Genomic DNA, 24,584 nt, shown 5'->3' with positions numbered 1-24,584 from the left:
AACGAATGAGATTTTCGCGGTGCGCGTCGGCCGTCATCGCGGTTCTGCTTGCAATCAGTCCGTTTGCGTTTGCGGCGTCGTCGAGCGCATCGCCCGACAATGTCGTGCCGATCAAACTCGGCTTTCCGCCGCACGGCGGATTCAATCGCGTGCTGGTCAGCGTCACGGTGTGCAAGCCTGGAACTTCGCAATGCGCGACGGTGAACGACGTGATGATCGACACCGGCTCGACCGGGCTGCGGTTGCAGGCCTCGGCGCTGCCGGCCGGGTTCCGTCTGCCCGATGCGGTCGGGCCGGACCGGCGCGCGCTGGCGGAGTGCCTGCATTTCGTCGGCAGCCGCGCCTGGGGCGGCGTGGTGCGCGCCGATGTCCGCTTCGGCGGCCTGACGGCACAGGACATCCCGATCCAGGTGGTCGGCGAAGCGGCCGGACCACAGCCCGACAGCTGCCCCGGCGGCGGCGCGGCGCCGACCTCGAACGGCACGCTCGGTATCGGCATTCACGCCACCGATTGCGGCAAGGCCTGCGTGCAGAGCAGCCGGATGCCGCTGTACTACGGCTGCGATGCCGGCGCCTGCACGCCGCTGACCGGTGCGGTCGACCCGGCATATCGCCTGCCCAACCCGGTGACCCGTCTGCCGGCTCACGCCAACGGCGTCGTGATCGATTTTCCAAAAGGCGCGCCGGGCGGCGATCGGATGGTGAGCGGCACGCTGACCTTCGGCGTCGGCACTGCGGCCAACAACCAGATCGGACCTGCCCGCCGTCTGCTGCTGGGCGACAACGGCCGTTTCACCACGGTGTATCAGGGCCAGGCGTTCGCCGGCAGCTACATCGATTCCGGCACCGAAACCTACATCGTGCCGGACGCCGAGCTTCCCAGATGCCGGGTCAAGACCGCCGGCTTCTGTCCGGCGGCCGACACGGCCGCGAAAGCGACGCTGATCGGCCGCGATCAGTCGGCGCTCGCGGTCGATCTGGCGATCGGCAACTACGAGCGCTTGCGCAATCCGAGCATCGGCGCGTCCGACCGCCTCGCGCTCGCCGCAGCGCCGGCCTCGACCGCGTTCGTCTGGGGCGCGCCGTTCTTTCTCGGCAAGCGGATCAGCGTGCTGATCGAAGGCCGCGCGATCCCCGGCGAGCCGCAAACCGTCGGCCCGATGTACGGGATCGCGGCACACTGAGCGGACGTCCGTGGTTCGGCTCAGCGACGCGCTCGCCGGCCCGACGGTTCACTTGGCTAAAATTGAATCGACTGTGTGGTGGATTTAGACAGTCGATGGAGGCAAAACACGCGGGCTTCAGTGTGCGAGGTCGCGACGTTCGAAATGCCGGGTTCGGTTGTCAGAATAACGCTGTCCCTGATCGGGCCAGGCATCATCGGCGTATTCGGCCTCGCGTTTCTGGCAGCCTGGAGCTACGACCGGCGGCGGCCTTATCTCGCTCTTCTGGCCGCGGCGTGTGCGCTGTTCGCGCTCGGGGCGGCGAGTCAGATTCTGTATTGGCCGCGTGACACCGGCCTGAACGCGATGGTGTCGGGCGCGCTCTACACCTGCGCCGTGATCGCGGCGGTCGAAGGCGTGTTGATCCGCTCGGGCAGGGCGTTCGGCGTGTGGATCGACGTTGAGATCTTCGCCGCCTTTTCGTTGGCGCTGTACTACTTCTTCTATGTCGATCGCAGTCTGCTCGCGCGCATCTATGTGCAGAATTTCGGCTACGGACTGCTGGTGTGCGTCGCCGCGCTGCGACTTGCGCATCTGAGACACGGCCGCGTGGTCGACCGCATTCTGTTCTGGACGCTGCTGCTGTTCGGGCTGCACTTCTTTCCCCGCACCGTGTTCACGGTCGGCGCCTCGCCGCCGTCGGGTGGACCACTCGCGTTCGCCGACTCGGTGTTCTGGCAGACGCTGCAGCTGTCGCTCGCCGTGCTGGGCGCCGCCTTGGCGATGGCCATCCTGGCTGCTGCGGTGTCCGACCTGATCGACGATCTGCGCCGCGAACGCGACCTCGACCATCTCACCGGGCTGCTCAACCGCCGCGGCTTCGAGGCGGAGATCGCGGCGCCGATGCGCCGCGCGCCCGCAGGCGCGGCGCTGATCCTGTGCGACGTCGACCATTTCAAACCGATCAACGACAGCTTCGGTCACGACGTCGGCGACGTCGTTCTGAAGGAGATCGGCGCGATCCTGCGCAGGACCGCGCGCAAGGGCGATCTGGTCGGCCGTTGGGGCGGCGAGGAGTTCGCCGTATTCCTGCCCGACACCTCGTTGTCCGAGGCCGCCGCCTGCGCCGAACGGCTCCGGCAGACCATCCGCAAAGGCCGCATTCCCGCTCTCGGCAACAGGCCGGTGACCGCGAGCTTCGGGGTGGCGACGACCCGCGAGGCCGGCGACTGGGCGGCGCTGTACAAGCTGGCGGACAATCGATTGTACCAAGCCAAGGCATCGGGCCGGGACCGCACCGTCGATTGCGGGATGTAGTCGTCGCGTAGCCCGGATCAGCGAAGCGAGATCCGGGAATAGCATCTCAGCGGCGCCAGGCTGCGCGCTCGAGACGAGCTTCGCCACGCTTTCGGGATCACACTGTCAAACAGCCACGGCGTCGCGATCTCGCGGCTCTGCCGAGCCCGAGCTTTGCGCCCGTCGTCGTCACGACGAGGGGCGGGGGCGCGCCGCTTGGCGCAGATTGGTGGTTGGTCGCGATGGCTTGCGATCCATCGCGCATCGCCTTCACGGCGCGCCCACCAGCGGCGATCTTTTGGCGTCGGGACCGTTCTTCCGGGCGCGGGGAGCACGGGGATTTCTCCCGCCTCGTTCCGTCCCGTCCAGCCTCGCAATGGGCAGCCGCTCATAGTAGCGGCGGACGGCGACCTTCTGCCTCCCGGACGACGTGGGTGCGAACCACCTCGCGCAGGACGCCGCGTCAGGCCCGGCGCCGCTGCACCATGCAGCTTCGCCAAACCCTCACCGGCCGGTCTCCCAGCCGGCGATCTGTCCCGCTCAACGACGCCTCGCGAAGCGCCCCTCACGGACAGGACGATGCGGACTATAATCCGTGTAGGAATATTGTCAAGATGTCTGTAGCCCGGATGAGCGCAGCGATATCCGGGAGCAGCGTCCCTGCGGCGTGAAGATCCCGGGTATCGCTGCGCTCACCCGGGCTACGCCTGCTGTCCCGATCCACAGGATGCCGGCGGCCAAGTGAGGCGACCTTGGCATGGGCTGACGGATGCGCCATGATGCGAGAATGAAGGCTACACACAGTACCATCGGCATCGCGCTTCCGCGGATCTGACGCTGGAAGCTGCAGCAGGCGATCGCCCTGATCGCTCGCTGTCGGTCACCCGAGAAAGCTCGGGTGAGCCATCGCCGCATGCGCGGCTTGCGAACCATTGGTCCTCACCATGCATAACGTTTTCGAAAGCCCGTTCAAGGGCATCACGCTCGATCGCCTGGTCACGAACCCCAATATCCGGGTCGGCCGCTACAGCTACTATTCGGGCTATTATCACGGTCATGGCTTCGACGACTGCGCCCGCTTCCTTCTGCCGGACGACGGTGTCGACAAGCTCGTCATCGGTTCGTTTTGCTCGATCGGCTCGGGTGCGGCCTTCATCATGGCCGGAAACCAGGGGCATCGCAGCGACTGGATCAGCACCTTTCCGTTCTTCTGGATGCCCGAAATGCCCGCCTTCGCCGGCGCGGCGAACGGATTCCAACCCGCGGGCGACACGGTCATCGGCAACGATGTCTGGATCGGCACCGAAGCCATCGTCATGCCCGGCGTCAGAATTGGCGACGGCGCGGTGATCGGCGCGCGGGCTGTGGTGACCCATGACGTTGCGCCTTACGCCATCGTCGGCGGCAACCCCGCGAAGGTGATCCGGAAGCGGTTTGGCGATCCCGACATCGCGCGGCTGCTCGAGCTTCGCTGGTGGGACTGGAGCGACGACGAGCTGAGAGCTGCGATGCCCATCCTGACCAGCGGCGACATCGCGGCCCTTCACCGTTACTGGCAGACGGCCGTCCAATCGTCGCGTAGCTAGTCCCGTAGCCCGGATGAGCGCAGCGACATCCGGGAACCGCAATTTTGGCGGCGGGAGAGAGTCCCGGGTGTCGCTGCGCTCGCCCGGGCTACGCGTGCTGCACTGATCCGCTCTGCGGGCTCTGCGCTTCGTTTGCTCGTCCAATCTCACCGCCGTCATTCCGGGGCACGCCGCCTCGCGGCGTGAACCCGGAATCCCACGGCACTTGTGGCGAGGGCCAAGAGGCCACCGCATTGCCATTTCGCGAGCACAGGGAGTATGGATTTTCGGGTTCGCGCTCCGCGCGCCCCGGAATGACGAGCAAGGAGGTCCGATGAGTGCATCATCCGGCTATCTGGCGCTGGTCTACAAGGACAGCGACACCTGCTACGGCGTCGCCTTTCCCGACGTACCCGGCTGCATCTCGGCCGGCGATACGTTCGAGCAGGCGATCGACAACGCCACTGAGGCGCTCGGCGGCCATCTCGCATTGCTGCTTGCCGACGGCGACCCGATCCCGCAGCCGCGCAGCATCGAACAGCTCCGCGACGACCCGGAGTTCGTCGCAGACGCCGCCGATGCGGTCGTGGCCTTCGTCCGCCCGCATGCGGAGCAAGCGGCGGCGGAGTGACGAGCCGCATCGTCTGTAGCCCGGATGAGCAAAGCTATATCCGGGAGCAGCATCTCGGTGCGTAAAGACTCCCGGGTTGGCTGTGCTCACCCGACGTACAGTTTCTTTCCAATGAAGGCCAACGCGGTCGAACTCCACCTCCGCACGTTGGGGTGGCGCTGCCTGCAGGATAGCGTTAGGAGAGACATTCATGCGCTATTGAGGATGATCTGCCAATCCGTGGTTGCGTGTTGATCGTTTTGTCCAAATCGCTCGACGTGAAAGCGGCGCTGGATCGAAGGGATGTTATTTCCTGGGAAGGCAATCGAAAATGTGCACGTCCAGTAGTTCTTGCCACCTCTTCCGTAGTCTGTCGAGCGGATGATCAACTCGTTTCGACCGGCCTTAAGTAGCGGAGAAAGTCTAACGATCAGTGCGGGATCTGCGATGTATCTATTTCCAACGACAGCGCCATTCAGAACAATAGCCGCTTCGTCGTCGGCCTCGGAGATCGTTACGACGACATCGGAGTGATGTTTGATGTTGTATTCGCCAAGTGACTCCGTCATGCGAAATTGCCTCTACCGGAAAGGGATTTATCCCAATACAATTTCTAGTAATGAATAGCAATGGTCGTAATAGTAGCTGAGCAGCTAATCAATCTCGGTCTTTAGCCCGGATGAGCGAAGCGAGATCCGGGAGCAGCATCTCGGCGGCGTGAAGTCCCGGGTGTCGCTGCGCTCACCCGGGCTACGCTTGGTTAGTTCTTGAGGCAGGCCGCGCTGAACCGCTCCACGATCGGCTTCAGTCCCTTGACCGACCACTTCTCCTTCAGGGCGCCAGAGACGCGGATCGGCTGTCCCGCTGTCAGCACGCCGATCAAGGATTTGGTCTCGCCGGGAGCAAGATCCGCTCTCAGCTCGAAGGCCCCGGTCATTTCGAAATTCTTGCTGCGCACCGACTTGCCATTCAGCGTGACGGATTGCGTGCCGCTGGCCAGCGTGACGCTCAGCGGCTCGCTCTTGCCTTTGCCGAGGCTGTTGTAGCCGCCCAGTCCGATCTGCACCGCGCCTGCCTTCAGGCAGGTCAGGCGCAGCACATCGTCGGCTTCTTCCTCACCGGCGGGCATGCCGAGCACTTCGGCGGGCTGCTTGGTGGACGTCCACCGCACCTCCGTTGCCAGCGCCGCCGAACCAAACGACAGAGCCAGCACCAGCGTGCCGGCGACGACGAGACGCATGATCTATCTCCCAAGATGCGCCGGTCGTTCCGCAACGCCGGAGCGGGCGCAGGCACGACAGCGGCCGGCCGAACGGCAGCCGCACCGACGCGAGCAACGCTCATGGTGAGACGCTCAGGCGGGGAAGATGGTTCACGGCCCTACGAGCTAGGCCCGGAGAGACCCGGGTGTCGCTGCGCTCACCCGGACTACGCTTGCTATGCAGCGGTTTCTGATGTTTGGGTCACGTCGCCCCGGCCTGCCAGCAGGCCGGCGACCGAAATGTCCTCGTCGAGTGCTTCCCAATGCAGGCCGACGCGGCTCAATTTTGCCTGTTCGCGCTCCGCCGGCGTCGCTCGCAACAGGCGTGGAAACCAAGCCAGCGGCACGCCGAGGGTGCGGCCATCCGACAACTCGACCCACATCGTATGGTCGTCAAAGCGGACGCTGATGGCCGAAATGCTCATGCCAGACTCTCAAGACCAGGTCGCGGTTGTCCGCGACGGCGACCATCGTAATCCTGCAGCTCGGAAATGCGAAGCGCCATGAGGGATCAGAGTATCAGCAGGCGATGAATCCCGGGTGTCGCTGCGCTCACCCGGGCTACGCTTGCTGCTAAAATCGAAATCCGATTCCGAAGATCTTACGTCCAAAGTTCTTGGGCGATGCAATCTCGCTTCGGCCAAGAGCACTAAGGCGCGGGCGAAAGTTTCGAACAGCAGAACAGAATGTGTCGTGTTCATCGTCAGGCAACGTAGAATTTTCGTCCGTCTGGAGCGCTCTCTCAAATCCGTCAAATAGCGACAGAAACTCATCCGAAAAAATAAGGTAATCGCTGGAAACGCGATCCCGGAGTTTCTTCATTCGCTCATTAATGTCGTTGTCGTGTCTACTGCGAGCTTCCATTTCCCAGTAGGCCATGTAGCCGACCTCGTGGATATAGGAATCTGCCGCATCGCAAACTCTTTCAATGGCGGCAAGCTCAAAGAGGATTGCGCTGTAACCTTCGCGTCTCAACTCCCAAAGCCGTTCCCGAGTGGTGCTCCTGGAGGTAAGCAAATTGGAGATAACGACGGCCACGACCGTCGCCACCCCCGTGAGCGCGTTGCCGATCGGAAATTCCATCAATCACTCCGGACAGTCGACAAATGGTATTGTAGCATGCCGCGTATTTGTGGGGCGTAGTGCGCAATAGCGAAGCGTATTGCGCCCTTGCGCAATGGGGGCGGAATACGCTGCGCTAATCCGCCCTACCGGGCTGCTGCTATAGATTGAAGTGTGATTTCCAATCGATTCTTAGTGAGCCTGAGCAGACTGAAACCTCAAACCCTTTCAACAGCGACTTGTAGGTTTCTTCCATCTGCTTCCGTGCAAGGTTTCCACCTGCTGGGACGCGAATTGTGACGCTCATCTTTCTGCTCTGAGCGCTTTGCTTTATTCCGGCCTTGATGTCATCGATGGTCGTTCGAGCATAATCGTCGCCTGCGCTTTCGCCATATAGCGTCAAGTCGCTGTCTCGGAGGTGGATGCTCCCACAGTGTATGTAAACACTGGAGTTGCTAATGGCTGCTCTCGTTACCGAAATGATCTCATTTATAAAGTCGTCGGCCATGGTGTTGCGCCAGCGTATCTTTGATGCGGGTGGTGAATTTAGCGCTGAAGAGGTTCGATTAATAACGACCAGTAGTACTCTGCGGCGCCTTCCGGCGTTAGGAGCCGTTCGTCCAGTCGGCGGGATGCCATTCCAAGCGCTTTTAGATAGAGGCGGTCATCGTTCATCTCGACTGACAAGCTCTCATTCATGCTCCCGTCAGCAGCTTGATCATTATAAGAGAAAGAGATTCCGCGCCCGAACATGCTGCCCAGGGCGATCTTGCAACGAGATACCGCTTTTCCGTTTTGATAGATGACGGCGCTAAAGCGGTCATTGTCGATGCGCCGATAAGCAGTTTCGATTTCTTGATGTCGGTTCTCAAGCTCGGCTAATGATGATTCGAAAAATTCCATCATGAATTCGAAGCTGTTGTGTAAGAATCTATCTCGGTCAGCCTCGGTGATCTCTTTTCGTATTCGAAGGTTGCTGGAACGGGCGCGCGCAATTTCTGTCGATTGACTTGTGGTCTCTTCACGTCGAGTGCGCGGGTCAGGTCTTTTGGGTAGTGCGGCGCGAATCTGTCTTGCTACGTCAGCGAATGCTTCGTCGGGATCGCCCCATGCCTTGATTGGTCTGCCATCTTTAGGAGCCGCCAGCAGTTTCCCGAATGGTGCGGAGTGCCAATCGCAGTGTCTCAAGATCACGGGTATGACCCTCGCTTCGCCTGCTTGTTGTCGCTCCATGGCTCGGCGCACTTCGACATCATAGCAGTAGCGCGATGCGAGAAAGTCCGGCGAAACAAGCAGCAAGATTACGTCTGCAGTATTAATTTGCGAATTGATTGCGTGATCAAGATCGTCTCCTGCCAGAATACGGCGATCGTGCCATGAATCGATCAGGCCTTGATTGCGGAGCATGGCGAGGTGCGTTTCGAGCTGATCTCGTAGTTCCTCGTCTTTGTGAGAGTAAGAGAAGAATATACTGGACAAAAGAGGGCTCCATAACGACGAGGTCGGCTGGATTATCGATAAAAGAGGTCAAGCGTTCTCATTCTCGATCCAGATCGGTGCGATTGCAGCGAGGGCAATGTATCCTCGATAAGTCGTCGCCCCTTCGTTGTGCCTCGCGAACTTCCTCCGGGCTTAGTGCTTCGTAGGAAAATCGATGGCCGCAATTTCTGCATCGATATTGAACCAGCTTCGGCATTTCTGGCTCCCGAGTACGGATGATCCACGCCCGGTCATCACACCTGGCAACGGGGCGTTCGTCCTAGTGTTTCCGGTCCCTCGGCGGATTGGGATCGTTGCCGTAGCTGTCGCTATCTTGGATACGACCGTTGCGGCCGTGCTCGACAAGTTCGGTCCGTCGCTCTCTTGCGAGTTCTCGACCACGATCCATGGCGTCCGACTTGCGTTCGAAATGTCCGCTTGATCGGTCGGAGCCTTCGCGTCGGACATCCCAGCCGCCACGATCTCCGTTCGGCACCACGTGGTAATCGCGCTTCGCCATGATCGGCTCCTATTGCTGCATCTGATACCGTTCGTGATTTGTTCTATTATGTCAAGGGCGGCGAGTAGTCGCCGCCCTTCAACCTGTGGATTAGTCGATTACGAGCATCCCGTCGTGGACCCGCAAGTATCGCACTTCATGCAGGTCCCGTTACGGACGAGTGTGAAGTTGCCGCACTCCGAGCACATCTCGCCTTCGTAGCCCTTGGCTTTGGCTTCGGCGCGGCGTTCGGCTTTGCTCGGGGCGGGCTGGGTCGCGGCGGGGGCGGCTTTGCTCCACTGCAGCGCTTCCAGCTTTTCGGTCGGCGACAGCTCGGTCTGCACTTCCTGCTTCAGCGCGGTGGCGCCTTCGAGGGCGTCACCGACGCGCGAGGAAGCGAGCGCGGTGACGGTCGGCGCGGCGCCGGCCGGGGTGCTGCGCGGCGTCGAATCCGCCGGGTGGGCGGGGGTGCTGCGCATCACCACCAGATTGTCGGTGCGCGACCGGGTCAGGCCCTTGGACAGGTACTTGGTCGCCGCCGCCGGGCCCGCGACCATGCCGCCGTCCGGCGCCTTGCCTTCGTCGACGCCCTTGCCGATGGCGTCGAAGCCGGTCTCGGTCGGATCGACATGGGCGAGGTCGAACCGGCCCATGTAGCTCACCGCCAGCTCGCGGAATACATAGTCGAGGATTGAGGTGGCGTATTTGATCGAGTCGTTGCCCTGCACGGGACCGGCCGGCTCGAACCGGGTGAAGGTGAAGGCGTCGACATATTCTTCGAGCGGCACGCCGTACTGGAGACCCAGCGAAACGGCGATGGCGAAGTTGTTGATGAAGGAGCGGAGCGCCGCACCCTCCTTGTGCATGTCGATAAAAATCTCGCCGAGGCGGCCGTCATCGTATTCGCCGGTGCGCAGATAGACCTTGTGGCCGCCGACCACTGCCTTCTGGGTGTAGCCCTTGCGGCGATCCGGCATCTTCTCGCGCTCGCGCATCACCACGATGCGCTCGACCAGGCGCTCCACCACCTTCTCGGAGATGTGCGCGGCGCGGGCGGCCATCGGCTTGTCGAGGAAGGTGTCGATGTCCTCGTCCTCGTCGTCGTCCGCGATCAGCTGCGAGTTCAGCGGCTGCGACAGCTTGGAGCCGTCGCGATAGAGCGCATTGGCCTTCAGCGCCAGCTTCCACGACAGCATGTAGGCGGACTTGCAGTCCTCCACCGCGGCGTCGTTCGGCATGTTGATGGTCTTGGAGATCGCACCGGAGATGAACGGCTGCGCCGCCGCCATCATGCGGATGTGGCTCTCGACCGACAGATAGCGCTTGCCGATCTTGCCGCAGGGATTGGCGCAATCGAACACCGCGTAGTGCTCGGGCTTCAGATGCGGCGCACCTTCGACCGTCATGGCGCCGCAGATGTGGATGTTGGCGGCCTCGATCTCGCGCTTGGTGAAGCCGAGCGCGGCGAGCAGGTCGAAGTTCGGCGCGGCGATCTGCTCGGCCTCGATCTTGAGCGTCTCTTTGAGGAAGTCCTCGCCGAAGGTCCACTTGTTGAAGGCGAACTTGATGTCGAAGGCGGTCGGCAGCGCGGCCTCGACCTTCTTCAGCGCCTCGTCGGTGAAACCCTTGGCCTTCAGCGTCGTCACGTTGATGGCTGGGGCGTTGCTGAGTGAGCCGTGGCCGACCGCGTAGGCCTCGATCTCGGCGATCTGGCTTTCCGGATAGCCGAGCACGCGCAGCGCGGCCGGAACGGCGCGGTTGATGATCTTCCAATAGCCGCCGCCGGCCAGCTTCTTGAACTTCACCAGCGCGAAGTCGGGCTCGATGCCGGTGGTGTCGCAGTCCATGACGAGGCCGATGGTGCCGGTCGGCGCGACCACGGTGGTTTGCGCGTTGCGGTAGCCGTGCTGCTCGCCGAGTTCGAGCGCCTTGTCCCAGGCCGCCTTGGCGTGGGCGACGGCGTCCGGGATCGGGCAGTTGGTGTGGTCGAGCGGCACCGGGTTGACCGACAGCGCCTCATAGACGCGGCTTTCGCCGTGCGCAGCGCGGCGGTGATTGCGGATCACCCGCAGCATATGGTCGGCGTTCTTCTTGTAGCCGGGGAAGGCGCCGAGCTTGGCGGCCATCTCGGCCGAGGTCGCGTACGCGGTGCCGGTCATGATGGCGGAGAGGGCGCCGCACAGCGCGCGGCCTTCCTTGGAGTCGTACGACAGACCCATGGTCATCAGCAGGCCGCCGATATTGGCGAAGCCGAGGCCGAGGGTGCGGAATTCGTAAGATAGCTCGGCGATCTGCTTGGACGGGAACTGGGCCATCAGCACCGAGATTTCCAGCACCACGGTCCACAGCCGGCACAGATGCTCGTAGGCGTCGAGATCGAAGGTGTTGGTCTCGGTGTTGTAGAACGTCAGCAGGTTGGCCGAGGCGAGGTTGCAGGCGGTGTCGTCCAGGAACATGTATTCCGAGCACGGATTGGACGCGCGGATGTCGCCGGACGCCTTGCAGGTGTGCCAGTCGTTCATCGTGGTGTTGAAGTGCAGGCCGGGATCGGCGCTGGCCCAGGCCGCGGTGCCGATCTTCTCCCACAGGTCGCGCGCCTTCAGCGTCTTCACCACCTTCTTGTTGGTGCGAGCGGTGAGGTGCCAGTCGCCGTCGGTCTCGACCGCGCGCAGGAAGTCGTCGCGGAGCGACACCGAGTTGTTGGAGTTCTGGCCGGCGACGGTGAGGTACGCCTCCGAATCCCAGTCGGTGTCGTAGATCGGGAAGTCGATCTCCTTGTAGCCCTGCTTGGCGTACTGGATGACGCGCTTGATCATGGCGTCGGTCACCAGCGCGCGGCGCGCCAGCTTGACCTCGCGGCGCAGCGCCGGGTTCTTCTCCGGATCGAAGCAATCGTCGCCCGAGCCCTGGCAGTTGACGCAGGCCTTCAGGATCGCCTTGAGGTGCTTCTGGTTGGTCTTGGAGCCGGTGACGAGCGCGGCGACCTTCTGCTCCTCCTTCACCTTCCAATCGATATAGGCCTCGATGTCCGGGTGATCGACGTCGACCACCACCATCTTGGCGGCGCGGCGGGTGGTGCCGCCGCTCTTGATGGCGCCGGCGGCGCGGTCGCCGATCTTCAGGAAGCTCATCAGGCCGGAGGACTTGCCGCCGCCCGACAGCCGTTCGCCTTCACCGCGCAGCCGCGAGAAGTTGGAGCCGGTGCCGGAGCCGTATTTGAACAGCCGCGCCTCGCGGACCCACAGGTCCATGATGCCGCCGTCGTTGACGAGATCGTCCTCGATGCCCTGGATGAAGCAGGCGTGCGGCTGCGGATGCTCGTAGGCCGACTTCGACTTGGTCAGCTTGCCGGTCTTGTAGTCGACGTAATAGTGGCCCTGGCCGGGGCCGTCGACGCCGTAGGCCCAGTGCAGGCCGGTGTTGAACCACTGCGGGCTATTCGGCGCCACCATCTGCATCGCCAGCATGTAGCGCAGCTCGTCGAAGAACGCGCGGGCGTCGTCTTCGCTCGAGAAGTAGCTGCCCTTCCAGCCCCAATAGGTCCAGCAGCCGGCCAGCCGATCGAACACCTGCTTGGCGGAATGTTCGGAGGTGAAGCGCTCGCTCTCGGGCACAGCGGCGAGGGCTTCGGTGTCGGGCACGGAGCGCCACAGCCACGACGGCACGCTCTCTTCCTCGACCTTCTTTAGGCGCGCGGCGACGCCCGCTTTGCGGAAATACTTCTGCGCCAGCACGTCGGAGGCGACCTGCGACCAGAACTCCGGCACCTCGACATTCTCGAGGCGGAACACCACCGACCCGTCCGGATTGCGAATCTCGCTGGTCGTCAGCCTGAACGCGACGTCCGCGTAGGGAGACTGGCCGTCCTTGGTGTAACGCCGTTCGATCTTCATCTCGTGCCCCGTTCAAGTCGCCCGAACCCCCGCCGTGGGTAGCCCGGGAAGTTGCTGGTCGGCGAACCTTGTTCGCCCTGCGAGCCGTGGCCCGGCTCCGTCTGTTTTTGCGGGCAGAGGCGACGGCCGCATTTTGCAGCCGGGCACTCCACCCATCATAACGCCCCATGTCGCTTTGCGAGCCGTTTTGCCGGCCCGTCGGAATGCGCCCCAACGGTCGATTTAGGAGCAGACGATGCCTCGCCCCGCTGCCGCTGTGGCTGTCGGAGGTGGCCGGTCTGGACCCTTCTGGGAAACGTCCGGCGGGACAAAACACTCCCTCGCTGGACGGCCCTGAAGCTAGGCCGACTCCGTCCGACCCGTCAAGCAATAGTGCGGGTTCCTGAATCAAATACTAAATGTGGTGGATTAAGGTGGAAAACAGGGGCCGCGGCTCGCCCTGACCCGGTCAAGTATCGGTGAGTCCTTACAGATTCCAAAGTCGAAAAAGTCGGCGGCGTGCCCCCGATCGAGGCTGCACCCGCTGTTCACAGGGCAGGTATTTTTTCGCTTTCGGGGCTTGCCAAACCCGACTCACGAAAGACCCCTGAGAGGTGCCCGATTACGGGTGGCGTCAGGACCCCAACACCGGCATTCTGGACGCTCCTTCTGCCGGATTCTCCATGTCAAATCCTTCTCCGATTCCCGCCCGCGGCCGCATCGCGTCCGGCGGCCTGGTGTTCCTGACCGTCACCACGGTGGCCTGGGGCCTGAGCTGGCCGGTCACCAAATATCTGATCGCGCAATGGCCGCCGCTGCCGCTGCGCGGCCTGACCGGCATCGCCGGGTCGCTGGCGCTGTTCGGCTATGCGGCGCTGCGCGGCGACAGCCTGGCGGTGCCGCGAGGCCAGCGGCTGCGGCTGGTGATCTCGGCGTTCTTCAACGTCACGCTGTGGATGGCGGTGATGGGGCTGGCGCTGCTGTGGCTGCCGGCCGGCGAGACCGCGGTGATCGCCTACACCATGCCGGTGTGGACGGCGCTCTTGGCTTGGCCGCTGCTCGGCGAGCGGCTGACGCTGCGGCGCGTCGCGGCGCTGGTGCTGGCGTTCGGCGGCATCGCCGCGCTGATGGGCGCGGCGGGCTTCGCCGCCAGCCTGGCGAAGCTGCCCGGCATCCTGCTGGCGCTGATCGGCGCGCTCGGCTTCGCGCTCGGCACCATCTTCCTGAAGCGGTTTCCGATCGCGCTGCCCGGCGCCACCTCCGCGGCGTGGCAGATCGGGCTCGGCTGCATTCCGGTGGCGGCGATCGGGCTCGCCTTCGAGATCCCGCATCCGTCGGTGCTGACGCCGCTCGGCTGGGCGGGGATCGTGTATCTGATCGTGATCCAGTTCTGCGTCGCCTATGTCTGCTGGTTCGCCGCATTGCAGCGGCTGCCGGCCTCGGTCGCGGCGATCGGCACGATGGCGACGCCGGTGATCGGCGTCGTCGCCTCGGCGGTCGCGCTGCACGAGCCGCTCGGCCTCGGCCAGATCGCCGCCTTGGTGATGACGCTCGCGGGCGTGGCGCTGGCCACGCGGTCCTGATCCGCGGCAATTGCAGGTGGACCGCGCAACGCGCGGCCTGATACAGAAACAGGTCGCCGCCGCATCACGAGCGGCGCGACCAACGAACAAGATCTCGGGGCAGGAAATGACGTCCAACACGAAGAAGCTGCTGGTGACGGAATCGTTGTCGCAGCAGGGCAGGGCGCTGATCGCCGCACGCGGCGACATCGAGATGATCGAATTTCCCAACATGATATCGGCGGAGGAGTTTGACGCGCTGCTACGCAGCCAAGCGCCGGTGCACGGCGTCGCGCTCGGCGCCACCCGGTTCGGCGAGCGCGAGCTCGATGCGGCGCAGGAGATGCGCGTGGTGGCGCGGATCGGCGTCGGCTTTGATGCGATCGACGTGCCGGCGCTGAGCAAGCGCAAGGTGCCGCTGATGACCGCGGGCACGGCGAATTCACCCTCGGTCGCCGAGCAGGCGCTGTTCATGATGCTGACGCTGGCCAAGCGCGGCGCCGAGCTGCACGCGCTGGTCAAGACCGGCGCCTGGGCGACGCGGCTCGGCCTGCTGCCGTTCGATCTGTTCGGCAAGACGGTGCTGATCGTCGGCTTCGGCCGGATCGGCACCCGCACCGCCAAGCGCTGCCTGGCGATGGAAATGAACGCCCTGGTGTACGACCCTTACGTGCCGGCGGCTGCGATCGAAGCGGCCGGCTGCAAGCCGGTGGCCGATCTCGACGCCGCGCTGCCGAATGCCGATTTCGTCAGCCTGCACTGCCCGAAGACGGCGGAGACCACCGGGCTGTTCGATGCGAAACGGCTGTCGAAGATGAAACCCACCGCGTATCTGATCAACACCGCGCGCGGCGGCATCGTGGTCGAACAGGCGCTGTACGACGCTCTGCTCGCCGGCCAGCTCGCCGGCGCCGGGTTAGACGTGTTCGAGCAGGAGCCGCCGCCGCACGGCCATAGACTGTTCGACCTGCCCAATGTGATCATCGCGCCGCACGTCGCCGGCGTCACCCGCGAAGCGCTCGACCGCATGGGCGAACAGACCGCGCGCAACATGCTGAGCGTGCTCGACGGCGACCCGATCCGCGTCAACGTCGTCAATCAGGACGTGCTCGGTTAGTTGGGCGCTCGGCGTTCATCACGGCAACGCGCGTCATTGCGAGCGAAGCGAAGCAATCCAGAGCTGCGAGGCCGAGACTGCATTGCTTCGTCGCTTCGCTCGCAATGACGCCTCAAAGATCATTGCATCATCACCAAAACAAGCCTCGGGGGAAGGCCCATCATGGCGTTCAAGGACTACGACAATTACGACGGTGTTGGCCTCGCCGAATTGGTTCGCAGCAAGCAGGTGACCGCGGGCGAATTGCTCGACGAGGCGATCGCGCGCACCGAGGCGGTCGATCCCAAGCTCAACGCCGTCGTCGTCCGCCACGACGACTACGCGCGCAAGCAGATCGAAGCCGGCCTGCCGCAGGGGCCGTTCACCGGCGTGCCGTTTCTCTTGAAGGATCTCGATCTGATCGTCGGCACCCGCACCACGTTCGGCGCCAGCCTGTACAAGGATTTCGTCGCGCCCCACACCGGCACGCTGGCGCAGCGGTTTCTGAATTCCGGCGTCACCGTGTTCGGCAAGAGCGCCAGCCCGGAATTCGGCCTGATGCCGACCACCGAGTCGCGGCTGCACGGCCCGACCCGCAATCCTTGGAATCTCGATCATTCGTCCGGCGGCTCGTCGGGCGGCGCTGCGGCCGCGGTCGCTGCGCGGATTCTGCCGGTGGCGCATGCCAGCGACGGCGGCGGCTCGATCCGGATTCCGGCCTCGGCCTGCGGCGTGTTCGGGCTGAAGCCGACCCGGGCGCGCAATCCGATCGGGCCGGATCGCGGCGCCGGTTGGGGCGGCTTCGCCTGCGGCCATGTCGTGAGTATCAGCGTGCGCGACAGCGCTGTGATGCTCGACGCGCTGCACGGCCCCGAGCCGTCGAGCCCCTATGTCGCGCCAGCACCGGAGCGGCCGTTCGCCGACGAAGTCGGCCGCGATCCGGGGCGGTTGCGGATCGCGTTCACCGATCGCTCGACCTATGGCGATCCGATCGATCCCGAAATCGCCGCGGCGGTGCGTGATACGGCCAAGCTGCTCGAAGGCCTCGGCCATCATGTCGAGGAGCGCGCGCCGGTGTTGCCGTCCGATCCGGCGCAAGTGATCGCCACCATTGTCGCCTGCAATACCGGGCTTGCGGTGCGGCTCGCCGAGCAGACTTTCGGTCGGCCGATGACCGAGCGAGATTTCGAAGTGCTGACGCTGGCGTCGGCCGCCAATGCGCGCAAGGCGAATGGCGTCGATTACTGCGCCGCCGAGCTCGCCGCGTTTCAGATTTCGCGGGCGCTGGCCGATTTCTTCACAGGCGTCGATATCTTGCTGTCGCCGACGCTGTGCGCACTGCCGCTGCGGATCGGCGAGCTCGACACCATGGCGCGCGACCTGTCCGGCATCAGCCCGACGCTGCGCCGGTACATTCCGGGGACCAGCCTTGCTAATATGTCGGGACAACCGGCGATGTCAGTGCCGCTGGCGTGGAGTGCGAGCGGGCTGCCGATCGGGATGATGTTCGCTGGCCGGTTCGGCGAAGAAGCGACGCTGCTCCGTCTCGCTGCACAACTCGAACGCGAACGGCCGTGGAAAACCCGACGTCCGCCGGTCTGTGCCTCGACATAGCCACACAAAATAGAAACCAGCGACCATTGTCTGCGTTGACGTGCTCGGCCGAGGTGTTTTCTTCGTGCCTGAGCTGGGGGAGCCTTGTATTGACTGCCAACGACCCAACGGATGAAGCCCTCGCGGCGATCGCGAGCATCTTCGAAAAGCCCGACGCCGCGGACAAGCGCGACGAAGCGGTATCGGAGGGGGATTCGTCCGACGCCTCGCAGCGGGCCGCCGAGTCCGGCGAACAACCCGCGACTGACGAGGTGGAAGCGGCCGAGACCGAATCCGATCAGCCGTCGGCTGAGCACCCCGCCGAGGCTGGCGGTGCTGCGCAGCGCGATGCCGAGGCGCCCGAGCCCGATCCTGTGGACGACGATCTCGAGCGCTATACCCGCGAGGGACCGGGACCGCTCGACGCGCTGCGCTTCAAATGGCGGCTGCGCCGCGACGAGCGCGGCTACTATGTGGACGAGACCATCGGGGCCAGTGTGCATCCGATCACGGCCGGCCCGATGCCGCGGGCCGAGGCGATCGCCTTCATCGAGAGCCGCGATGCCGAGACGCGGCGGCGGTTCGAAGCGCTGCGCAACGAGATCGTCATGGGCCCCTCAGAGCGGGGCTATGAAGAAGACGGTGACGAACCCGACGCCGAGCGCTAAGCAAGGCTCGCACCGACCGACCGCAGCGGCGCGATCCGTCGTCGCGCCGCGGTCGCGTGTTGTCGAACTTCCTCACCTGTGACGGCAGGCAGGGCCGCTCGCCGCGTTGCGCGGATCGATCGGCCGCACCTCCAGGACAATCAGCGATGTATCAGAGCCTCGAAGCCGATCTGCGTTCGCTCGACGACGCCGGCCGGCGACGCTCGCTCCAGCCGCGCGCCGGCGTCGACTTCACCTCCAACGATTATCTCGGCCTCGCCGAGTCGGACGAGCTGCGCCAAGCCGCGGCAGATGCGATCGCACGCGGCGTGCCGATCGGCGCCGGCGGTTCGCGGCTGCTGCGGGGAAATCACGACGAGCACGAAGCGCTCGAAGCGGAGGCGGCCGATTACTTCGGCGCCGAGAGCGCGCTGTATCTCGGCGGCGGCTTCGGTGCCAATCATGCGATCTTCGCGACGCTGCCGCAGCGCGGCGATCTGGTGCTGTACGACGAACTGATCCACGCCAGCGTGCACGAAGGCATGCGCCGCGGCCGGGCCGCATGCGAGAGCGTGCCGCACAACGACGTCGATGCGTTCGACGCGCGGCTGCGGCAGTGGCGCGCCGGCGGTGCGCGCGGGCGCGCCTGGATTTCGATCGAGAGCGTCTACAGCATGGACGGCGACAGCGCGCCGATCGCCGACTTTCTCGCGGTGGCGGATCGGCACGACGCCATCCTGGTGATCGACGAGGCGCATGCCACCGGCGTGGTCGGACCGGAGGGGCGGGGGCTGGCGGCGGCGTTCGAGGGACGGCCCAACGTCATCACGCTGCACACTTGCGGCAAGGCGCTCGGCACCATGGGCGGCTTCGTGCTGGGGCCTCGGATCGTGCGCGATTTCCTGGTCAACCGGGCGCGGCCGTTCATCTTCGCCACCGCGCCGTCGCCGCTGATCGCGGCGGTGACGCGGGCCGCGCTCACCATCAGTCGCACCCGGCCCGAGCGGCGGCAGCGGCTCGCCGCGCTGGTCGCGTTTGCGGATCGTGAACTGAAGCAGCGCTGCGGCATCACCTCGTCGGGCTCGCACATCCTGCCGATCATCGTCGGCGCCAACCGCACCGCGGTGGCGCTTGCGGCGTCGCTGCAGCGGCGCGGCTTCGACGTCCGCGCGATCCGGCCGCCGACCGTGCCCGAAGGCACTGCGCGACTGCGGATCGCACTGAGCGCCAATCTGTCGGAGCAGGTGGTCGGAGCGCTGATCGACGGCCTCGCCGAGGACATGAGGGCTGCCGGATGAGCGCCCGCATCGTCGTCACCGGCACCGACACCGGCATCGGCAAGACGGTGTTCGCCGCCGCGCTCGCCGGCGCGCTGGACGCAGCCTATTGGAAGCCGGTGCAGTCCGGCCTCGAAGACGAGACCGACACCTGCGCGGTGCAGCGGCTGTCGGGGCTGGCCGCCGAGCGTATCCTGCCCGAGCGCTACCGGCTGAAGACGCCGGCATCGCCGCATCTCGCCGCCGCGATCGACGGCGTCGGCATCGACGTCGACGCGCTCGGCCTGCCGGACGTGCCGCGGCCGCTGGTGATCGAAGGCGCCGGCGGGCTGATGGTGCCGCTGACGCGCGAGGTCACTTACATCGATGTGTTCGCGCGTTGGCGCGCACCGCTGGTGTTGTGCGCGCGGACCTCGCTCGGCACCATCAACCACACGCTGCTGTCGATCGAGGCGATCAGGGCACGTGATATTCCGCTGCTCGGCGTCGCGTTCCTCGGTGAGGAAAATGCCGACTCCGAACAGATCATCGCCGAGCTCGGCCGCACCCGTCGGCTCGGCCGGCTGCCATGGCTGGCGACGCTCGATGCCGCTGCGCTGAAGGCGGCATTTGCCGCGGCGTTCGATCAGCGCGATTTTGTTGGAGACGCATCATGAGGGACACATCGCCGGTCTGGCATCCGTTCACCCAGCATGCGGTGCAGGGCGAGACGCCGACGATTGTGCGCGGCGAGGGCGCCTGGCTCGAAGCCGAGGACGGCCGCCGGATCTTCGACGCCATCAGTTCGTGGTGGGTGGTGACACACGGCCACCGCCATCCGGCGATCATCGCGGCGATCAAGCAGCAGGCCGACCGGCTCGATCAGGTGATCTTCGCCGGCTTCACGCATCCGCCGGCCGAACAGCTCGCGCGGCGCCTGGTCGAGATCACGCCGCCGGAGCTGACGCATGTGTTCTTCTCCGACAGCGGTTCGACGTCGGTCGAGGTCGGCCTGAAGATGGCGCTCGGCTATTGGCTGCATTCCGGCGAGAGCCGGCGGCGCATCCTGGCGCTGGAGGGCGCGTATCACGGCGACACCATCGGCGGCATGTCGGTGGGCGAGCGCGGCGTGTTCAACGCGCCTTACGATCCGTTGCTGTTCGACGTCAGCCGGCTGCCGTTCCCGCGCGCCGGCGCCGAGCAGGCGACGCTGGACGCGCTGGAGCAGGCGTGCCGTGCCGAGGCGGTGGCGGCGCTGATCGTCGAGCCGCTGGTGCTCGGGGCCGGCGGCATGCTGATCTATCCGCCCTGGGTGCTGGCCGAGATGGCGCGGATCTGCAAAGCGCACGGCGTGCTGCTGATCGCTGACGAGGTGATGACCGGCTGGGGCCGCACCGGCACGCTGTTCGCGTGCGAGCAGGCGAGCGTCGTCCCCGATATTGCTTGCTACTCGAAAGGTCTGACCGGCGGTTCGGTGCCGCTCGCGGTGACGATGTGCCGGCGCGAGATCTTCGACGCGCATTATTCGACCGACCGGCGCAAGACGTTTTTCCACTCCAGCTCCTACACCGCCAATCCGATCGCCTGCGCCGCAGCGCTGGCTAATCTTCAGGTGTGGGGAAGCGAGCCGGTGCAGCAGCGCATCGACGATCTCGCTGCCGTTCACGCCCGCGCGCTGGACCGCTTCCGCGACGATGCGCGCTTCGCCAACGTGCGCCAGATCGGCACCATCGCGGCGGTCGACCTTGACGTCGGCGACAGCGGCTATCTCGCCGATATCGGGCCGCGGCTGTACGCCTACTTCATCGCCCGCGGCCTGTTGGTCCGGCCGCTCGGCAACACGATCTACCTGATGCCGCCGTATTGCAGCACGGCGGCGGAGATCGAGGCGGTGTATGAGGCCATCGCTGCGGCACCCGAGGTGCTGGCGCGAGGCGGCACGCTGAGCTGAGCGGTGATTTGATGAGCAAGATATTGCGCAACCCGTCATGCCCGCGCTTGTCGCGGACATCCACGCCTTAGGCTTGCGTAGATCAAGAACGTGGATGGCCGGGACGACCCCGGCCATGACGCTTGGATGTATTGGTTGCTGTTACTTTTTCGTGGTGAACGCCTGCGAGATCCGCGCCCAGGTCTTCTCGTAAACCGCGGCGGTCTCGTCGAGGCCGGCCTTCAGCGCGTTCCAGGTCTCGTCGCCGGCGGCCGATAATTGGCTCAGCTTCGGGCCGAGCGTCTTCTCGGTCTCTTCGGTCCAGCGGCGCAGCGAGGATTCCATTTCCTTGCGACCCTGTTCGAGCGCCGAGGCGGCGCTGGTCTGGATCGTCTCCAGCGACGACAGGAACGCCTGGCGCTGCGCTTCGGCGCGGGCGGCGAGCGCATCCTTGACGACGCTGGCCTGATCGCCGGCGGTGCCGAGGAATTTCTGGAACGCCAGCTCGACCTCGTTCCACTGCGCCGAGACCGCCGCCAGCGCCGCGTCCGTGACCTGCTTCGACTCGCCCAGATCGGCCTGCAGGGCCGTCACCTTGGTCTGGAAGTCGTCGCGGGCGGCGCGGAATTGGGCCAGCGCTTCCTCAGCTTTCGCGCTCGAGGCGTCGCTCAGCTTGGCGACCGTTTCCTCGACCTTGGCCAGGGTCGCGGCCGACTCGTCGAGCTTCTGCTTGGTCCATTCCATATAGGCTTGGGCGAGATCGGGCTTGGTCATGAGATCCTCCTTTCGAGGTCGGTGAAGGCTGGTGAGGCTTCGGCGGCAGAGCGTGGGGACGGGGCGCCTGACTGGTCCTCGGCGCGGATGCCGAGCAGTTCGGCCAGCGCCAGCCGCCGCACCGCCATCTCGACCGTCCGCTTCCGCGCGGTGTCGAATGTGTCCCAGCCGAGTGAACTCAGCATGACGTTGCGCAGCGTGCGGAAGTTGGAGATCGCGCCGAGCACGATCGCGACCCGGACTTTCAGGTCCTCGTCGTCCGGCGAACGCCCGGTGGCGGCGGCCACTTCGGCGATCAGTGCGGCCTGAAACCGCGCGACCGATTGATAATAGATGATCCTGAAAGCATCGTCGGCGTCGCGCTCGCAGCGGACGAAAAACACCGTCCAGGCTTCCGGCTCCTCGTCGCCGGCGATGAACTGAAAAAAGCGCATCACCACCGCATCGATATGGCGGACCGGGTCGGTGGCGGCGGTGCGGAGCTGATCGATCAGCGGCTCGATCCGGGATCGCATGTAGTCGGCGATCGCCTGCGCGGCGGCGAGATACAATTCGCGCTTGCCGCCGAAATGATAGGGGATCGCCGCCTGATTGACTTTTGCCCGCTCGGCGAGCTGGCGGGTGGTGGCGCCGTCGTAGCCGACCGAGCCGAACACCTCGATCGCCGCCTCGATCATTCGGGTGCGGGTGTCGCGGCTGTGGCCGCCGTACAGCGGCGTGATGCGGAGCGGTGCTGCGTGTCCGTCGGACTTCATTGCGGTCGCCTCATGCTCATCCGATTAATTCATTCGAATGAATGAGGCTTTGAGCTGGATCAACCCGGGGGCGGCGACCTGCGGACCGAGGCGCGGGTCGCCGACGGGCAAAGAAAAAGGCGCCCCGCGAGGAGCGCCTTCTCCCTGAGTGATGTCGCCGACGCGATTAGTACGAGTAGTACATCTCGAACTCGACCGGGTGCGGGGTCATTTCGAACCGCGCCACTTCGGTCATCTTCAGCTCGATGAAGGCGTCGATGAAATCGTCGTCGAACACGCCGCCGGCCTTGAGGAAGGCGCGGTCCTTGTCGAGGTTTTCGAGCGCTTCACGCAGGCTGCCGCAAACGGTCGGGATCTGCTTCAGCTCTTCCTTCGGCAGGTCGTACAGATCCTTGTCCATCGCCGGACCCGGATCGATCTTGTTCTTGATGCCGTCGAGGCCGGCCATCAGCATCGCCGCGAAGGCGAGATACGGGTTGGCCATCGGGTCCGGGAAGCGGACTTCGACGCGCTTGGCCTTCGGCGAGGTGGTGTAGGGGATACGGCACGAGGCCGAACGGTTGCGGGCCGAGTAGGCCAGCAGCACGGGGGCTTCATAGCCCGGGACCAGACGCTTGTAGGAGTTGGTCGACGGGTTGGTGAAGGCGTTGATCGCCTTGGCGTGCTTGATGATGCCGCCGATGTAGTGGAGGCAGGTCTCCGACAGGTCGGCGTACTTGTTGCCGGCGAAGGTCGGCTTGCCGTCCTTCCAGATCGACTGGTGCACGTGCATGCCCGAGCCGTTGTCGCCGAACACCGGCTTCGGCATGAAGGTCGCGGTCTTGCCGTAGATGTGGGCGACCTGATGGATGCAGTACTTGTAGATCTGCATCTGGTCGGCCATGTGGGTCAGGGTGTCGAACTTCATGCCGAGCTCGTGCTGGGCAGACGCGACTTCGTGGTGATGCTTCTCGACCTTGACGCCCATCTTGGCCATCGCGCCGAGCATTTCCGAGCGCATGTCCTGCACCGAGTCCTGCGGCGGCACCGGGAAGTAACCGGCCTTGGTGCGGATGCGGTGGCCGAGGTTGCCGCCCTCGTACTCGGTGTCCGAGTTGGTCGGCAGTTCGGAGGAGTCCAGCTTGAAGCCGGTGTTGTACGGGTTCGCAGAATAGCGGACGTCGTCGAACACGAAGAATTCGGCCTCGGGGCCGACGAACACGCTGTCGCCGATGCCGAGCGCCTTGACCTGGGCTTCAGCCTTCTTGGCGATGCCGCGCGGGTCGCGGTTGTAGGGCTCGCCGGTCGACGGCTCGAGGATGTCGCAGGTGATCACCATGGTGGTCTCTGCGAAGAACGGATCGATCGTGGCGGTCGCCGGATCGGGCATCAGCGTCATGTCGGACTCGTTGATCGCCTTCCAGCCGGCGATCGAGGAGCCGTCGAACATCGTGCCTTCCGAGAAGATGTCCTCGTCGATCATCGACACGTCGAAAGTAACGTGCTGCCACTTGCCGCGCGGATCGGTGAAACGCAGGTCGACGTATTTCACGTCGTTGTCCTTGATGGATTTCAGGACTTCTTTAGCGGTCGTCATGAGTACCCCTTTGCTTCGGGTCGTCGTGAAACGGCGGCCGGACAGGCCGCCAGGTGATTCGAGCAGGCGAGGTGATAGGCCCGGCGCTTAGATGGCGTCCAGTCCGGATTCGCCCGTCCTGATGCGGATGGCTTCTTCAATGTTGGAAACGAAAATCTTGCCGTCGCCGATGCGGCCGGTCTGGGCCGCGCGCCGGATCGCGTCGATCGCCTTCTCGACCAGGTCGTCTGCGATCACGATCTCGATTTTCACTTTCGGGAGGAAGTCGACGATATATTCCGCCCCGCGATACAGTTCGGCGTGGCCCTTCTGCCGGCCGAAGCCCTTGGCTTCGGTGACGGTGATCCCCTGCAATCCGACTTCCTGCAGCGCCTCTTTGACCTCGTCGAGCTTGAACGGCTTGATGATGGCTTCGATCTTCTTCACTTACACTCTCCCCGGACTTCCCACGTCGTGAGTCGGCATGTGTATGCCAGATTGCGCGACGCTGCGCAGTTGATCGATGACACCGCGGCCGATTGGGTGAGCGACATCGCCCCCAAGTCCCGCCCGGTCGGCACTCGGAGACGATCGCGCCGACCCCGCCTG

22 protein-coding genes are annotated in these 24,584 nt (G+C 64.7%); 11 read left to right on the top strand and 11 right to left on the bottom strand.

All coding sequences use genetic code 11. The features are described from left to right. Window positions 1–104: 104 nt before the first annotated feature. The 4 genes from DNX69_RS09035 (at window position 105) to DNX69_RS09020 (ending at window position 4,655) form a co-directional block, all read left to right on the top strand. Window positions 105–1,184, top strand: coding sequence for a DUF3443 family protein (locus DNX69_RS09035; RefSeq protein WP_165825217.1), 1,080 nt, complete (start codon window positions 105–107; stop codon window positions 1,182–1,184). Between the two features lie 144 nt (window positions 1,185–1,328). After that, on the top strand, window positions 1,329–2,480 hold the full coding sequence (locus DNX69_RS09030) for a GGDEF domain-containing protein (RefSeq protein ID WP_165825216.1): 1,152 nt from the start codon (window positions 1,329–1,331) through the stop codon (window positions 2,478–2,480). A gap of 923 nt (window positions 2,481–3,403) precedes the next feature. Beyond that, window positions 3,404–4,045 carry a type B chloramphenicol O-acetyltransferase gene (gene catB / locus DNX69_RS09025; RefSeq protein WP_110785671.1) on the top strand — a complete coding sequence of 214 codons (642 nt, stop codon included), beginning with the start codon at window positions 3,404–3,406 and terminating at the stop codon, window positions 4,043–4,045. 313 nt (window positions 4,046–4,358) lie between these two features. Continuing rightward, on the top strand, window positions 4,359–4,655 hold the full coding sequence (locus tag DNX69_RS09020; protein WP_110785670.1) for a type II toxin-antitoxin system HicB family antitoxin: 297 nt from the start codon (window positions 4,359–4,361) through the stop codon (window positions 4,653–4,655). Window positions 4,656–4,843: 188 nt separating this feature from the next. Here DNX69_RS09020 and DNX69_RS09015 read toward each other — a convergent pair whose 3' ends face one another. From DNX69_RS09015 to DNX69_RS08975, 7 genes are all read right to left on the bottom strand, one after another. Beyond that, a complete protein-coding gene (locus DNX69_RS09015; RefSeq protein ID WP_110785669.1) occupies window positions 4,844–5,203 on the bottom strand; it encodes a hypothetical protein in 360 nt (119 codons plus the stop codon). A gap of 191 nt (window positions 5,204–5,394) precedes the next feature. After that, the gene (locus tag DNX69_RS09010; protein WP_110785668.1) at window positions 5,395–5,874 is read right to left on the bottom strand and encodes a hypothetical protein; all 480 of its coding nucleotides are present in this window, start codon (window positions 5,872–5,874) and stop codon (window positions 5,395–5,397) included. 197 nt (window positions 5,875–6,071) lie between these two features. Continuing rightward, window positions 6,072–6,320, bottom strand: coding sequence for a DUF2442 domain-containing protein (locus DNX69_RS09005; protein WP_110785667.1), 249 nt, complete (start codon window positions 6,318–6,320; stop codon window positions 6,072–6,074). 148 nt (window positions 6,321–6,468) lie between these two features. After that, a complete protein-coding gene (locus DNX69_RS09000; protein WP_110785666.1) occupies window positions 6,469–6,978 on the bottom strand; it encodes a hypothetical protein in 510 nt (169 codons plus the stop codon). A 525-nt stretch (window positions 6,979–7,503) separates the two neighbouring features. Next, entirely contained in the window at window positions 7,504–8,436 is a 933-nt protein-coding gene (locus DNX69_RS08990) for a toll/interleukin-1 receptor domain-containing protein (RefSeq protein ID WP_110785664.1), read from the bottom strand. 280 nt (window positions 8,437–8,716) lie between these two features. Further along, window positions 8,717–8,956: a DUF2188 domain-containing protein gene (locus DNX69_RS08980; RefSeq protein WP_110785662.1), complete on the bottom strand. Its 240-nt coding sequence runs from the start codon at window positions 8,954–8,956 to the stop codon at window positions 8,717–8,719. Between the two features lie 98 nt (window positions 8,957–9,054). After that, window positions 9,055–12,828: a vitamin B12-dependent ribonucleotide reductase gene (locus DNX69_RS08975; protein WP_110785661.1), complete on the bottom strand. Its 3,774-nt coding sequence runs from the start codon at window positions 12,826–12,828 to the stop codon at window positions 9,055–9,057. A gap of 662 nt (window positions 12,829–13,490) precedes the next feature. Between DNX69_RS08975 and DNX69_RS08970 the strand changes: the two genes are divergently transcribed. The 7 genes from DNX69_RS08970 to DNX69_RS08940 all read left to right on the top strand — a co-directional run bounded on the left by DNX69_RS08970 (window position 13,491) and on the right by DNX69_RS08940 (window position 20,912). Then, the gene (locus DNX69_RS08970; RefSeq protein ID WP_110785660.1) at window positions 13,491–14,390 is read left to right on the top strand and encodes a DMT family transporter; all 900 of its coding nucleotides are present in this window, start codon (window positions 13,491–13,493) and stop codon (window positions 14,388–14,390) included. Window positions 14,391–14,496: 106 nt separating this feature from the next. After that, window positions 14,497–15,486: a hydroxyacid dehydrogenase gene (locus DNX69_RS08965; protein WP_110785659.1), complete on the top strand. Its 990-nt coding sequence runs from the start codon at window positions 14,497–14,499 to the stop codon at window positions 15,484–15,486. Between the two features lie 162 nt (window positions 15,487–15,648). After that, window positions 15,649–17,079 carry an amidase gene (locus DNX69_RS08960; RefSeq protein ID WP_110785658.1) on the top strand — a complete coding sequence of 477 codons (1,431 nt, stop codon included), beginning with the start codon at window positions 15,649–15,651 and terminating at the stop codon, window positions 17,077–17,079. An 89-nt stretch (window positions 17,080–17,168) separates the two neighbouring features. Next, the gene (locus DNX69_RS08955) at window positions 17,169–17,726 is read left to right on the top strand and encodes a hypothetical protein (protein ID WP_110785657.1); all 558 of its coding nucleotides are present in this window, start codon (window positions 17,169–17,171) and stop codon (window positions 17,724–17,726) included. A gap of 146 nt (window positions 17,727–17,872) precedes the next feature. Continuing rightward, window positions 17,873–19,003 (top strand): 8-amino-7-oxononanoate synthase, encoded by a 1,131-nt coding sequence (locus DNX69_RS08950; RefSeq protein ID WP_110785656.1) that lies wholly within the window; start codon window positions 17,873–17,875, stop codon window positions 19,001–19,003. Then, window positions 19,000–19,638, top strand: coding sequence for a dethiobiotin synthase (gene bioD, locus DNX69_RS08945; RefSeq protein ID WP_110785655.1), 639 nt, complete (start codon window positions 19,000–19,002; stop codon window positions 19,636–19,638). Before DNX69_RS08950 ends, bioD begins: the two co-directional genes overlap by 4 nt. Next, window positions 19,635–20,912 carry an adenosylmethionine--8-amino-7-oxononanoate transaminase gene (locus DNX69_RS08940; protein ID WP_110785654.1) on the top strand — a complete coding sequence of 426 codons (1,278 nt, stop codon included), beginning with the start codon at window positions 19,635–19,637 and terminating at the stop codon, window positions 20,910–20,912. Before bioD ends, DNX69_RS08940 begins: the two co-directional genes overlap by 4 nt. 141 nt (window positions 20,913–21,053) lie before the next feature. Here DNX69_RS08940 and DNX69_RS08935 read toward each other — a convergent pair whose 3' ends face one another. The 4 genes from DNX69_RS08935 to DNX69_RS08920 form a co-directional block, all read right to left on the bottom strand. Further along, entirely contained in the window at window positions 21,054–21,665 is a 612-nt protein-coding gene (locus tag DNX69_RS08935) for a hypothetical protein (protein ID WP_110785653.1), read from the bottom strand. Beyond that, window positions 21,662–22,420 (bottom strand): CerR family C-terminal domain-containing protein, encoded by a 759-nt coding sequence (locus DNX69_RS08930; RefSeq protein ID WP_110785652.1) that lies wholly within the window; start codon window positions 22,418–22,420, stop codon window positions 21,662–21,664. Before DNX69_RS08930 ends, DNX69_RS08935 begins: the two co-directional genes overlap by 4 nt. A gap of 166 nt (window positions 22,421–22,586) precedes the next feature. Then, window positions 22,587–23,996 (bottom strand): type I glutamate--ammonia ligase, encoded by a 1,410-nt coding sequence (gene glnA / locus DNX69_RS08925; protein WP_110785651.1) that lies wholly within the window; start codon window positions 23,994–23,996, stop codon window positions 22,587–22,589. 87 nt (window positions 23,997–24,083) lie between these two features. Further along, entirely contained in the window at window positions 24,084–24,422 is a 339-nt protein-coding gene (locus DNX69_RS08920; RefSeq protein WP_011158515.1) for a P-II family nitrogen regulator, read from the bottom strand. Window positions 24,423–24,584: the final 162 nt, after the last annotated feature.

The sequence above is a fragment of the Rhodopseudomonas palustris genome (genome assembly GCF_003226555.1).
Taxonomy (GTDB): Bacteria; Pseudomonadota; Alphaproteobacteria; order Rhizobiales; family Xanthobacteraceae; genus Rhodopseudomonas; species Rhodopseudomonas palustris_I.
The sequence above is the reverse complement of the archived record's forward strand: the minus strand, read 5'-3'. Positions and strand labels throughout refer to the sequence as shown.

Coding starts and splice junctions, on each gene's coding strand:
- DNX69_RS09030 (WP_165825216.1), top strand. CDS start 1,329: ATGCCGGGTTCGGTTGTCAGAATAACGCTGTCCCTGATCGGGCCAGGC.
- catB (WP_110785671.1), top strand. CDS start 3,404: ATGCATAACGTTTTCGAAAGCCCGTTCAAGGGCATCACGCTCGATCGC.
- DNX69_RS09020 (WP_110785670.1), top strand. CDS start 4,359: ATGAGTGCATCATCCGGCTATCTGGCGCTGGTCTACAAGGACAGCGAC.
- DNX69_RS09015 (WP_110785669.1), bottom strand. CDS start 5,203: ATGACGGAGTCACTTGGCGAATACAACATCAAACATCACTCCGATGTC.
- DNX69_RS09010 (WP_110785668.1), bottom strand. CDS start 5,874: ATGCGTCTCGTCGTCGCCGGCACGCTGGTGCTGGCTCTGTCGTTTGGT.
- DNX69_RS09005 (WP_110785667.1), bottom strand. CDS start 6,320: ATGAGCATTTCGGCCATCAGCGTCCGCTTTGACGACCATACGATGTGG.
- DNX69_RS09000 (WP_110785666.1), bottom strand. CDS start 6,978: ATGGAATTTCCGATCGGCAACGCGCTCACGGGGGTGGCGACGGTCGTG.
- DNX69_RS08980 (WP_110785662.1), bottom strand. CDS start 8,956: ATGGCGAAGCGCGATTACCACGTGGTGCCGAACGGAGATCGTGGCGGC.
- DNX69_RS08975 (WP_110785661.1), bottom strand. CDS start 12,828: ATGAAGATCGAACGGCGTTACACCAAGGACGGCCAGTCTCCCTACGCG.
- DNX69_RS08970 (WP_110785660.1), top strand. CDS start 13,491: ATGTCAAATCCTTCTCCGATTCCCGCCCGCGGCCGCATCGCGTCCGGC.
- DNX69_RS08965 (WP_110785659.1), top strand. CDS start 14,497: ATGACGTCCAACACGAAGAAGCTGCTGGTGACGGAATCGTTGTCGCAG.
- DNX69_RS08960 (WP_110785658.1), top strand. CDS start 15,649: ATGGCGTTCAAGGACTACGACAATTACGACGGTGTTGGCCTCGCCGAA.
- DNX69_RS08950 (WP_110785656.1), top strand. CDS start 17,873: ATGTATCAGAGCCTCGAAGCCGATCTGCGTTCGCTCGACGACGCCGGC.
- bioD (WP_110785655.1), top strand. CDS start 19,000: ATGAGCGCCCGCATCGTCGTCACCGGCACCGACACCGGCATCGGCAAG.
- DNX69_RS08940 (WP_110785654.1), top strand. CDS start 19,635: ATGAGGGACACATCGCCGGTCTGGCATCCGTTCACCCAGCATGCGGTG.
- DNX69_RS08935 (WP_110785653.1), bottom strand. CDS start 21,665: ATGACCAAGCCCGATCTCGCCCAAGCCTATATGGAATGGACCAAGCAG.
- DNX69_RS08930 (WP_110785652.1), bottom strand. CDS start 22,420: ATGAAGTCCGACGGACACGCAGCACCGCTCCGCATCACGCCGCTGTAC.
- glnA (WP_110785651.1), bottom strand. CDS start 23,996: ATGACGACCGCTAAAGAAGTCCTGAAATCCATCAAGGACAACGACGTG.